Origin of the sequence: Kitasatospora sp. NPDC001603, from assembly GCF_040298365.1 — a bacterium.
Lineage (GTDB): Bacteria > Actinomycetota > Actinomycetes > Streptomycetales > Streptomycetaceae > Kitasatospora.
Window position 1 is genome coordinate 33,491 of sequence record NZ_JBEPAA010000064.1, and the last position, 11,740, is coordinate 45,230.

Annotated in this window: 9 protein-coding genes and 1 rRNA gene; 4 read left to right on the forward strand and 6 right to left on the reverse strand. The window is 72.5% G+C overall.

The window, feature by feature from the left end:
• Positions 1-75 precede the first annotated feature (75 nt).
• The 4 genes from glpK to mmuM form a co-directional block, all read right to left on the reverse strand.
• Positions 76-1,602: a glycerol kinase GlpK gene (gene glpK, locus ABT263_RS29980; protein WP_329490860.1), complete on the reverse strand. Its 1,527-nt coding sequence runs from the start codon at positions 1,600-1,602 to the stop codon at positions 76-78.
• Between the two features lie 94 nt (positions 1,603-1,696).
• Positions 1,697-2,434, reverse strand: coding sequence for an MIP/aquaporin family protein (locus tag ABT263_RS29985; RefSeq protein ID WP_380391237.1), 738 nt, complete (start codon positions 2,432-2,434; stop codon positions 1,697-1,699).
• 294 nt (positions 2,435-2,728) lie between these two features.
• Positions 2,729-3,493 (reverse strand): IclR family transcriptional regulator, encoded by a 765-nt coding sequence (locus ABT263_RS29990; protein WP_352295079.1) that lies wholly within the window; start codon positions 3,491-3,493, stop codon positions 2,729-2,731.
• A 118-nt stretch (positions 3,494-3,611) separates the two neighbouring features.
• A complete protein-coding gene (gene mmuM / locus ABT263_RS29995; RefSeq protein WP_352295081.1) occupies positions 3,612-4,562 on the reverse strand; it encodes a homocysteine S-methyltransferase in 951 nt (316 codons plus the stop codon).
• Between the two features lie 234 nt (positions 4,563-4,796).
• On the opposite strand from mmuM, the gene ABT263_RS30000 reads away from it, so the two are divergent.
• The 3 genes from ABT263_RS30000 (at position 4,797) to ABT263_RS30010 (ending at position 8,460) form a co-directional block, all read left to right on the forward strand.
• Positions 4,797-5,699: an NUDIX hydrolase gene (locus ABT263_RS30000; protein WP_352295083.1), complete on the forward strand. Its 903-nt coding sequence runs from the start codon at positions 4,797-4,799 to the stop codon at positions 5,697-5,699.
• A 39-nt stretch (positions 5,700-5,738) separates the two neighbouring features.
• A complete protein-coding gene (locus tag ABT263_RS30005; RefSeq protein WP_329490865.1) occupies positions 5,739-6,287 on the forward strand; it encodes an NUDIX domain-containing protein in 549 nt (182 codons plus the stop codon).
• 154 nt (positions 6,288-6,441) lie between these two features.
• Positions 6,442-8,460 carry an acetoacetate--CoA ligase gene (locus ABT263_RS30010; RefSeq protein WP_352295085.1) on the forward strand — a complete coding sequence of 673 codons (2,019 nt, stop codon included), beginning with the start codon at positions 6,442-6,444 and terminating at the stop codon, positions 8,458-8,460.
• A gap of 94 nt (positions 8,461-8,554) precedes the next feature.
• Here ABT263_RS30010 and ptsP read toward each other — a convergent pair whose 3' ends face one another.
• Together ptsP and ABT263_RS30020 are read right to left on the reverse strand one after the other, a co-directional pair.
• A complete protein-coding gene (gene ptsP, locus ABT263_RS30015) occupies positions 8,555-10,225 on the reverse strand; it encodes a phosphoenolpyruvate--protein phosphotransferase (RefSeq protein ID WP_352295087.1) in 1,671 nt (556 codons plus the stop codon).
• Between the two features lie 100 nt (positions 10,226-10,325).
• Positions 10,326-10,775, reverse strand: a complete 450-nt coding sequence (locus ABT263_RS30020; protein WP_352295089.1) for a PTS sugar transporter subunit IIA — start codon at positions 10,773-10,775, stop codon at positions 10,326-10,328.
• A gap of 675 nt (positions 10,776-11,450) precedes the next feature.
• Between ABT263_RS30020 and ABT263_RS30025 the strand changes: the two genes are divergently transcribed.
• A 16S ribosomal RNA gene (locus tag ABT263_RS30025) occupies positions 11,451-11,740 on the forward strand; the annotation flags it as partial.

An 11,740-nucleotide genomic window follows, 5' to 3' on the forward strand; every position in this document is an offset into this window, starting at 1 on the left:
TTCGGCCCGGTGCGGCGGGCCGGTGAAACGGGAGCGGGCCGGCCGGGGCCCGGGGGCCCCGACCGGCGTCCGCGGTCAGATCTGCTCGTCCTCCTCCACCCAGCCCATGGTGCGCTCCACGGCCTTGAGCCACTTCTTGTACTCGCGCTCCCGGGTGGCCTCGTCCATGCGCGGGGTCCACTCGGCGGCGCGGTGCCAGTTGGCCCGCAGGGTGTCCAGGTCGCTCCAGAAGCCGACCGCCAGGCCGGCCGCGTAGGCGGCGCCCAGCGCGGTGGTCTCGGCCACGTACGGGCGCTCGACCGGAGCGTCCAGCACGTCGGCGATGTTCTGCATGAGCAGGTTGTTGCTGGTCATGCCGCCGTCGACCTTGAGGGCGGTGAGCTCGACGCCGGAGTCCTTCTGCATGGCGTCGACGACCTCGCGGGTCTGCCAGGCGGTGGCCTCCAGCACGGCCCGGGCCAGGTGGCCCTTGGTGACGTACCGGGTCAGACCGGCGATCACACCGCGGGCGTCGGAGCGCCAGTACGGGGCGAACAGGCCGGAGAAGGCCGGGACGAAGTAGGCGCCGCCGTTGTCCTCGACGGTGTTGGCGAGGGTCTCGATCTCGGCGGCGGTGGAGATGATGCCGAGCTGGTCGCGCAGCCACTGGACGAGCGAGCCGGTGACGGCGATCGAGCCCTCCAGCGCGTACACCGGCTTCTGGTCGCCGATCCGGTAGCCGACGGTGGTCAGCAGCCCGTGGTACGAGTTGACGACCTCCTCGCCGGTGTTCAGCAGGAGGAAGGTCCCGGTGCCGTAGGTCGACTTGGCCTCGCCCTTGTCGAAGCAGGTCTGGCCGAACAGCGCGGCCTGCTGGTCGCCGAGGGCGGAGGCGACCGGCACGCCGGCCAGGTCGCCGACGGCCTCGCCGTAGACCTCGGCGGAGGAGCGGATCTCCGGCAGGACGGCCATCGGCACGCCCATCGACTCGGCGATCTTGTCGTCCCACTCCAGCGAGCGCAGGTTCATCAGCATGGTGCGGCTGGCGTTGGTGACGTCGGTGACGTGCTTGCCGCCGTTGACACCACCGGTGAGGTTCCAGATCACCCAGGTGTCCATGGTGCCGAACAGGATGTCGCCGGCCTCGGCGCGCTCGCGCAGGCCCTCGACGTTGTCCAGCAGCCAGCGGATCTTCGGGCCGGCGAAGTAGCTGGCCAGCGGGAGGCCGGTCTCGCGGCGGAAGCGGTCCTGGCCGACGTTGCGGCCCAGCTCGCGGCAGAGGCCCTCGGTGCGGGTGTCCTGCCACACCAGCGCGTTGTGCACCGGCTCGCCGGTGTTCTTGTCCCACAGGACGGTGGTCTCGCGCTGGTTGGTGATGCCGATCGCGCGGATGTCGTCCTTGGTCAGACCGGCCTTCTCCAGCGCGCCGCGGACCACCGACTGCACCCGGGTCCAGATCTCGGCGGCGTCGTGCTCGACGTAGCCGGGCTGGGGGAAGATCTGCCGGTGCTCCTGCTGGTCGACGGCGACGATCCGGCCGTCCTCGCCGAAGATGATGCAGCGGCTGGAGGTGGTGCCCTGGTCGATCGCGGCGATGTAGTTACCGGTGCCAATGGAGGTCATGAGGGTCCTCGGCTCAAGAAGGGGGTTGCGGGGTGGGTGGGTCCGACTCTCGGGTCAGTCCCCGTGCTCGGGTGGGGTGGAAACCCGAGGAGCGTCAGAAGGCGACGTGGTACAGGCCGCCGGCCAGCAGGCCGCCGATGACCGGGCCGGCCACCGGGATCCAGGCGTAGGACCAGTCGGAGCCGCCCTTGTTCGGGATCGGCAGGAGCGAGTGCACGATGCGCGGGCCCAGGTCGCGGACCGGGTTGATCGCGTAGCCGGTCGGGCCGCCGAGCGAGAGGCCGATGCCGACGACGGTGAGGGCGACGATCAGGATGCCGGTGCCGGAGAGGCCGAGGCCCTTGTTCAGGCCCTGGGTGAGGATGCCCAGGCAGAGGACCATGGTGCCGATGATCTCGGTGAGCAGGTTCTGGACCGGGTTCCGGATCTCGGGACCGGTCGAGAAGATGCCCAGGGTCGCCTCCTTGTTGGCCTGGAACTGGCCGAGGTAGGTGACCCAGACGAGGACGGCGCCGATCATCGCGCCGAGCAGCTGGGAGCCGAGGTAGACCGGCACCTTGCTCCAGTCGCCGCTGTCGACGGCGAGGGCCAGGGTGACGGCCGGGTTCAGGTGTGCGCCCGACTTGGGGGCCGACATGTAGGCGGCGATCATCACCGCGAAGCCCCAGCCGAAGGTGATCGCCAGCCAGCCGGCGTTGAGGGCCTTCGACTTCTTGAGCGTCACGGCGGCACAGACGCCGCCGCCGAGAAGTATCAGCGCGGCGGTGCCGAGGGTTTCGCCGACGAAGATGTCGCCGTTGGAGAACGCGGACACAAAGACTCCCTTGTCCATATGGCCCGGAGGTGCGGGTGGGGGCAGGTGGCTGAGCGATCGCTGTGCGGGTGAGCGCATTGTGGGAGTGATCTGCTCGGCCATCGTTCGACAATGTCGACCGTCATGCGGAAGCTTCCTCCCCAGGCCGCCTTCACGTCAAGGCCGGGTTACGCAGCTGTGACCCTTCACTCGAAGTTACCAATCGACTCACGTCAAATATGGACAAAACGCTAAGGCGCGGACAGGCATCCCGCCTGTCCGCGCCTCAGCGTGAACGTCAGATGTCCGCGGCCGCGGCCGCCGGCGCCGGGGTCAGAACCGTCCGGCGCCCAGGTCCCGGGAGATCGCCCGGGCCGCGCTGCGCACCGAGGCGACCAGCGAGGGCCGCACGAAGCCGTCCTCGCAGACCCGCTCCACCGGGCCGCTGACGCAGACCGCGCCGACCGGGTTGCGCCGCCGGTCCTGGATCAGCGCGCCGATCGAGGCCACGCCCTCCCAGGTCTCCTCGATCGAGTCGGTCCAGCCGCGCTCACGGGTCAGCGCCGCCTCGGCGTCCACGTCCGCCAGGTCGGTCAGGGTCCGCGCGGTGTACGCCTCCAGCGGGCCCTCGCCCAGCTCCCCGCGGGCCACCGGGTCGTACGCCAGCAGCACCTTGCCGAGGGCGGTGCTGTGCAGCGGCTGCATCGAGCCGACCTCCAGCACCTGCCGGGTGTCGTCCGGACGGAAGACGTGATGCACGATCAGCACGCCCTGCTGGTGGAGCACCCCGAGGTAGACGGTCTCGCCGGCTGCCCTGGCCAGGTCGTCCGCCCAGACCAGGGCCCGGGCGCGCAGCTCGTGCACGTCCAGGTAGCTCTGGCCCAGCCGCAGCAGCTCCGCGCCCAGCTGGTACTTGCCGCTCTCCGGGTCCTGCTCGACGAACCCCTCCTGCTGGAGGGTGCGCAGGATCCCGTGGGCGGTGCCCTTGGCGAGGCCCAGGGCCGTCGCGACCTCGGACAGCCCCAGGCGGCGCTCGCCGCCGGCCAGCAGGCGCATGATCGCGGCGGCCCGGGAGAGCGACTGGATCGGGCCGGGCATTCGGTACCTCCGCGCTGACAGGCGGTCGACAATGTCGACCGCAGTGGTAACGGGACGAGTCTGCCAGGCCGCGCCCCGTCCGTGCACCTTCCCCCTCGGTAATCTCCCTCCGGCGCGGTCAGTCCCGCTCGCGCGCCACCTCGGCGGCCAGCGCCGCGATCTCCCGCGGGCCCACCCGGCAGCAGCCGCCCACCAGCCGCGCGCCGTCGGCCAGCCACCCCGCCACCCCCGCCCGGCCGCCGCCGGGAGCTGCCCCGGGCACGCCGAACGTCGCCGCACCGCGCCAGGCACGGGCCCCGGCGTCCCAGCGCTCGCCGCTGTTCGGATAGACCACCACGGGCTTGCCGGTCACCCGGGCCGCCGTCGCCACCGCCCGGTCGGCGTCCTGCGGCGTGCAGCAGTTCACCCCCACCGCGACCACCTCGTCGGCGTCCGCGGCCAGCGCGAAGGCCTCCGCCAGCGGCTGCCCGGCCCTGGTCCGGTCGCCCGCCACGCTGAACGACAGCCAGGCCGGCACGCCCAGCCCGTGCACCGCCCGCAGCAGCGCCCGTGCCTCGTCCGCGTCGGGCACCGTCTCCAGCGCCAGCACGTCCGGCCCGGCGGCCGCCAGCACCTCCAGCCGCGGCCGGTGGAACGCCTCCAGCTCGGCGGTCGTCAGCCCGTACCGGCCCCGGTACTCCGAGCCGTCGGCCAGCGCGGCGCCGTACGGCCCCACCGACGCGGCGACCCACAGCGGCCGGTCCGCCCGGACCGGCGCCGCGGCGCGGCGCGCCAGCTCCACCCCGAGCGCCAGCAGCCGCTCCGCGTCCGCCCGGCCCAGCCCGCGCCGGGCGAACCCCTCGAAGCTCGCCTGGTAGGTCGCGGTGATCGCGACCTCCGCCCCGGCCTCGAAGTACGCCCGGTGCGCGGCGACCACCGCCTCCGGGGCGTCCGCCAGCAGCCGGGCCGACCACAGCGCGTCCGACAGGTCATGGCCGGCCGCCGCCAGCTGGTTGGACAGCCCGCCGTCCAGGACCAGCGGACCGGCGGCCAGCGCGGCGGCGAAGCCCGACGGGGCAGGGGCGGGCATGGCGGCCTCCTCGGGGGCAAAGCTCCTGGTCACAGAGTAGAAGACCGGACGCCCCCGGCCGGCCCGAAAACCATTTGCCGCCCGGCCCCCGGATCGCTACGTTGTGCTCACCCCGAGAACGACGGCAGGTCGGCGGCCCGCCGGTCCTCCCGGTACCGCCGACCGCACGACACGCCCGCCACACCCGGCAGCGACCGACCGGCCCGACGAAGCGCCAGCGGAGAGGAGCCCGCCATGACCGTGGAACGACCGCCCGCCCACGAGAACGACTGGCTCGCCGCCTACGACCCGCGCGCCTACACGCCCGTCGCCGTCACCGTCGACGTCGTCGCCCTGACGCTGCGCCACGGCAGCCTGCACGTCCTCCTGGTCGAGCGCGCCGCGCCGCCCTACCAGGGGTACTGGGCACTGCCCGGCGGCTTCCTGCGGGCCGGCGAGGAAGGGCTCGACGAGGCCGCCGCCCGCGAGCTCGCCGAGGAGACCGGCCTGCTCGGCACCGCCGACGCCGAGGCCGCCCTCAGCCGGATCCACCTCGAACAGCTCGGGACGTACGGCGCCCCCACCCGGGACCCGCGCATGCACGTGGTCTCCGTCGCCTACCTCGCCTTCGCCCCCGACCTGCCCGACCCGCGGGCCGGCTCGGACGCGGCCACCGCCGCCTGGCACGCCGTCACCGACCTCGACCTCCGGCCGTCCACCGGCCGGTCCCCAGCCGCCGGTGTGCCCGCCGACACCCACGGGGGTGGCGTCGGCGGGCACACCGGCCACCAACCCGCGGCCGACGGCCCCGCCGGCACCACGACGCTCGCCTTCGACCACGCCCGGATCGTCGCCGACGGCCTCGACCGCGCCCGCGCGAAGATCGAGTACAGCCCGCTGGCCACCGCCTTCCTCCAGTACGACTTCACCATCCCCGAGCTGCGCGCCGTCTACGAGGCGGTCTGGGACGAGAAGCTCCACCCCGGCAACTTCCACCGCAAGGTGCTCTCGGTGCCCGGCTTCGTCGAGAGCACCGGGACGACCACCGAGCGCGGCGGCGCCCGCGGCGGCCCACGGGCCCGCACCTACCACGCCGGCGACGCCCACCTCCTGCACCCCGCGCTGCTCCGGCCCACCCGGGAGGACGAGATCCGCTGACCGGCGCCACCGGTCGCGCCCGCGCACTACCATCCGGCCATGACGACTCAAGAGGTGAGCAGGACGAGCAACCGGCCGAACTCCCACTGCCACTGGTGCGGCACGCCCTACCCGCCCGGTACCACGGCCTGGCCCCGCACCTGCCCCGGCTGCTCCGAGATCAGCTACCGCAACCCGCTGCCCGTCGTCGTCACCCTCCTCCCGGTCACCCAGGAGAGCGGTGCGCCCGGCCTCGTGGTCATCCGCCGCACCATCGAGCCCGGCTACGGCCAACTCGCCCTGCCCGGCGGCTACGTCGACTACGGGGAGAGCTGGCAGCAGGCCTGCGTCCGCGAACTGCGCGAGGAGACCGGCATCCTGGCCGAGGCCGGTGACGTCACCCTGGTCGCCACCGACTCCGACACGCACGGCGGCTTCCTCTGCCTCTTCGGCCTGCTCCCCGCCCGCCCGCTCGCCGAGCTCCCGCCCTCGGTCCCCACCGAGGAGACGGAGGGCTGGCAGCTCGCCGACCCCACGACCGCCCTCGTCTTCGCCTTCCACACCCGGGTCTCCCAGGCCTGGTTCAACGGTGAGTACGCCCACCACTGACCGTGCCCGGGGACGGGGCTGACCAGGCTCGCACGGCCGCGGCAGACCCTGGCGCACCGCGCGATCACATGGCATGGTCTGCTCCGACAGCCCCAACCGGACGGGCCCTGCCACAAGCACCCCCGTCCCATCCAACGGCCGGGAGACCACCACCGTGAGCACCCCATCCCAGGACCAGCCGCTCTGGCGCCCCAACCCCGCTCGCGCCGCAGCCGCCGGCCTCGTGGCCTTCCAGGCCTGGGCCGCCGAACACCACGGCGCACCGGCCGCCCCGCTGGCCCCCGTCGACAGCGACGAGCAGGCCGCCCGGCGCTACGCCGACCTGCACAGCTGGTCCACCGAGGACCTCGACCGCTTCTGGACGGCCGTCACCCAGTGGTTCGGCGTCCGCTTCACCGAGGCCCCCGAAGCCGTCCTCGCCGAAGCCGCCATGCCCGGCGCCCGCTGGTTCCCCGGCGCCCGCCTCAACTACGCCGAGCACGCCCTGCGCGCCGCCGACGACGAGGCCAACGCCGACAAGCCGGCGATCCTCCACCTGGACGAGACCACCGAGCAGCCGACCGTCCTCACCTGGTCCGAGCTCCGCCGCCAGGTCGGCTCGCTCGCCGCCGCCCTCCGGGCCCGCGGCATCGGCCCCGGCGACCGCGTCAGCGCCTACCTGCCCAACATCCCGCAGGCCGCCGTCGCCCTCCTCGCCAGCGCCGCCGTCGGCGCCGTATGGACCAGCTGCGCCCCCGACTTCGGCGCCCGCAGCGTCCTCGACCGCCTCCAGCAGATCGAGCCCGCCGTCCTCTTCGCCGTCGACGGCTACCACTACGGCGGCAAGGACCACGACCGCGCCGAGGTCGTCGCCGAACTCCGCCGCGAGCTCCCCAGCCTGCGCACCGTCGTCCACGTCCCGCTGCTCGGCGCACCCGCCCCCGACGGCGCCCTGCACTGGGACGACCTGGTCGCCGACGACGTCGAGCCGGTCTTCGAGGCCGGCCCCTTCGACCACCCGCTCTGGGTCCTCTACTCCTCCGGGACCACCGGCCTGCCCAAGGCCATCGTCCAGAGCCAGGGCGGCATCCTGCTGGAGCACCTCAAGCAGGCCGGGCTCCACCTGGACCTCGGCCCCGAGGACCGCTTCCTCTGGTACACCTCCACCGGCTGGATGATGTGGAACTTCCTCCTCGCCGGCCTGCTCACCGGGTCCACGATCGTCACCTACGACGGCAGCCCCGGGCACCCGGACACCGGTGCCCTCTGGTCCGTCGCCGCCCGGACCGGCGCCACCGTCCTCGGCACCTCCGCGGCCTACGTCATCGCCAGCCGCAAGGCCGAGCTGCACCCCGGCCGCGACCTCGACCTCTCCGCCGTCCGCTGCATCGGCACCACCGGCTCCCCGCTCCCGCCCGACGGCTTCCGCTGGATCTACGACGAGGTCAAGCAGGACGTCTGGCTCGCCTCCGTCAGCGGCGGCACCGACGTCTGCTCCTGCTTCGTCGGCGGCGTCCCCACCCTGCCGGTGTACCTCGGTGAGATCCAGGCCCCCTGCCTCGGCGCCGCCGTCGAGTCCTGGGACGTCCACGGCCGCCCGCTCACCGACGCGGTCGGCGAACTCGTCGTCACCAAGCCGATCCCGTCCATGCCCACCGGCTTCTGGAACGACCCCGACGGCGCCCGCTACCACGACAGCTACTTCGAGATGTACCCCGGCATCTGGCGCCACGGCGACTGGATCACCGTCACCTCCCGCGGCACCGTGGTCATCCACGGACGCTCCGACTCGACGCTCAACCGCCAGGGCGTCCGGATGGGCTCCTCCGACATCTACGAGGTCGTCGAGCGCCTCCCCGAGATCGCCGAGTCCCTGGTCATCGGCCTGGAGGAGCCCGACGGCGGCTACTGGATGCCGCTCTTCGTCGTGCTCGCCCCCGGCGCGGTCCTCGACGACGGCCTGGTCGGCCGGATCCGCACGTCGCTGCGCACCGAGCTCTCCCCGCGCCACGTCCCCGACGAGGTCATCGCCGTCCGCGGCCTGCCGCACACCCTCACCGGCAAGCGGATCGAGGTCCCGGTGAAGCGCCTGCTCTCCGGCACCCCGCTGGAGCAGGCCGTGAACCCGGGTTCGGTCGACGACATCGAGCACCTGCGCTACTTCGAGCAGCTCCGCCGCGACCGCCGGGCCTGACCCCGGACGGCACGAACCCGGACAGCACGAAGGGGTGCCCCCATGACGGTGGGGGCACCCCTTCGCAGTCCTCGCTCCGGCCGCGCGCCGGGTGTCACTCGCCGGACAGCACCTGCTGGGCCGCGGCCCGCGCGTCCTCGGCGCTGTCCGCGGCGCGGGCGGCCTCGGCGGCCCGGCGGCACTGCGCCAGCGTGTACTTGGCCAGCGTCGCCCGCACATAGGGGATCGACGCCGCGCCCATGGAGAGGCTGGTGACGCCGAGCCCGGTCAGGACCACGGCGAGCAGCGGGTCGGAGGCGGCCTCGCCGCAGACACCACAGCTCTTGCCGGTGGCCCGGGCGGCCTCGGCCGAGAAGGCGACCAGGTCCAGCAGAGCCGGCTGCCACGGGTCCTGCAGCCGCGCCAGCGCACCCACCTGGCGGTCGGCGGCGAAGGTGTACTGCGCGAGGTCGTTGGTCCCCAGCGAGAGGAACTCCACCTCCTGGAGGATCGACCGCGCCCGCAGCGCCGCCGACGGGATCTCCACCATCGCCCCGTACTTGGCGCTCAGCCCGGCCTGGCGACACGCGTCCGCGAAGTCCTTGGCGTCCTTGCGGTCGGCCACCATCGGGGCCATCACCTCAAGGTGCACCGGCAGCCCCTCGGCCGCCTTCGCCAGCGCGCGCAGCTGGGTCCGCATGACCTCGGGGTGCTCCAGCAGGGTCCGCAGACCGCGCACACCCAGCGCCGGGTTGGGCTCGTCGGCGGGGGTCAGGAAGTCCAGCGGCTTGTCCGCGCCCGCGTCCAGCGCCCGGACCACGACCCGGCCCTCCGGGAACGCCTCCAGCACCTTGCGGTACGCCTCGACCTGCTTCTCCTCGCTGGGAGCCTTGGCCGAGTCGTCCAGGAAGAGGAACTCCGTGCGGAACAGGCCCACGCCCTCCGCCCCGGCCTCCAGCGCGGCCGGCAGGTCCGCGGGACCGCCGACGTTGGCGAGCAGCGGCACCCGGTGCCCGTCCGAGGTCTGCCCCGGTCCGGACGAGGCGGCCAGCGCGGCCTTGCGCTCGGCGGCCGCGCGGCGCAGTTCGTCCTGCTTCTCCTGCGACGGCTCCAGCAGCACGTCGCCGGAGCTACCGTCCACCGCGACCACGGTGCCCTCGGCGACATCGGTCGCGCCCGGCAGCGCGACGACGGCCGGCACGCCCAGGGCGCGGGCGAGGATGGCGCTGTGGCTGGTCGGCCCGCCCTCCTCGGTCACGAAGCCGAGCACCAGGGTCGGGTCCAGCAGCGCGGTGTCGGCCGGCGCCAGGTCACGGGCGAACAGCACGTACGGCTCGTCGCTGTCCGGAACGCCCGGCATCGGCACGCCCAGCAGCCGCGCCACGATGCGGTTGCGCACGTCGTCCAGGTCGGCGACCCGGCCGGCCAGGTACTCCCCGGCGGAGGCGAGCAGCGCGCGGTAGGCGGCGAAGGCGTCGTAGACGCCGCGCTCGGCGCTGCTGCCGACGGTGATCCGGCGGGCCACGTCGGCCATCAGCTCCGGGTCCTGGGCCATCAGCGCCTGGGCCTCCAGCACGGCCTGCGCCTCGCCGCCGGCCAGGTTGCCGCGGGCGATCAGGTCCGCGGCCACCGCCTCGACGGCAGCCTGGGCGCGGGCCTGCTCACGGGGGGCGTCCTCGGTCGGGATCTGGGTGGCCGACGGCTCCAGCACCGCCGTCCCCATGTGCCGCACCTGGCCGATCGCGACCCCGTGGCTCACACCCACGCCGCGCAGCGTCTTCTCCATGTCACCTGTCTCCGCTGAGAGAAGCGGCCCCGCCGGGTACCGCTGTGTGCCGGGCCGCCCCACCGAGACCGGAGGGGCGGGTCTGCAGTAAAGAAAGAGGTCAGCTCCAGCTGAAGAGGGCGTCGCCCACGGCGACGTCCCCGTCCTCGCGGAGGTCGCCGAGCGAGTCGGGGGCGGCCTCCAGAGCGACGATCGGCGAGATCGGCGACTTGCCCGCGGCCTCGACGGCGGCCGGGTCCCACTTGATGACGGCCTGGCCGCGGGTCACCGTGTCGCCCTTGTTGACGAGGAGCTCGAAGCCCTCGCCGTTGAGCTGCACGGTGTCGATGCCGAGGTGCGTCAGCACGCCGTGTCCGTCCGCGTCCACGACGACGAACGCGTGGGGGTGCATGGAGACGACGACACCGTCCACCGGGGCCACGGCCTCGGTCGGCCGGCGCACCGGGTCGATCGCGGTGCCGGGGCCGACCATCGCGCCGGAGAAGACCGGGTCGGGCACGCCGGCGAGCCCGACGACACGGCCGGTCAGCGGCGACGTCACAGTGGTCATGGTTGAGCCTCCCAAGTGCGCAGTACAGAGAGCGGCCGCGAACTGCGGCAAGGGCATCGACTGAAGCCTAAATCATGTCAACTTCGGACATCTGCTGACATTCCCGGGCGAACACTCACGCCCTGCCCGCCCTCACCGGCCGGCCATCTCACCGACCGCTAGTGGTCTAGTCCTCTTGGCCGATGCGCCGCACTCTACAGGCATCTTGGCGAATCGGGACCATTGCTGTATATGCTCGCGAGAGCAACAAATCATGCCTCCGAGCGGGTGAAGCTCGGCGTGCCCCGATTCGCGCTCCGGCCGACGACCCGCTATGGTTGGTCGAGTCGCCGCAAGTCGACGGTTAACAGCAGATTTCAGAAGCGAAAAGCACCGGTAAACGGAGCGGAAAACATCTGGTAAGCTGGAAACACGAAAGAACGAAGCGCCCGGAGGGCCCGCTGGAAGGCGGTCCGAAGGAAGTGTCCGTTCCTTGAGAACTCAACAGCGTGCCAAAAGTCAACGCCAGATATGTTGACATCCCCGGCCTTGATCCTTGTGATCGGGGTTGGAGATTCCTTTATGAAGTAAACACTAGCGAGGACGCAGTGCGCGGGGCCGCCCTATTCCGGTGGTTGCCGTGCCGCTCGACGCGAGTGCAGCCCGCGCTCTTCATTGAGCACAGTCGGGAAGACATTCACGGAGAGTTTGATCCTGGCTCAGGACGAACGCTGGCGGCGTGCTTAACACATGCAAGTCGAACGGTGAAGCCCTTCGGGGTGGATCAGTGGCGAACGGGTGAGTAACACGTGGGCAATCTGCCCTGCACTCTGGGACAAGCCCTGGAAACGGGGTCTAATACCGGATATGACCTTCCTCCGCATGGGGGTGGGTGTAAAGCTCCGGCGGTGCAGGATGAGCCCGCGGCCTATCAGCTTGTTGGTGGGGTAATGGCCTACCAAGGCGACGACGGGTAGCCGGCCTGA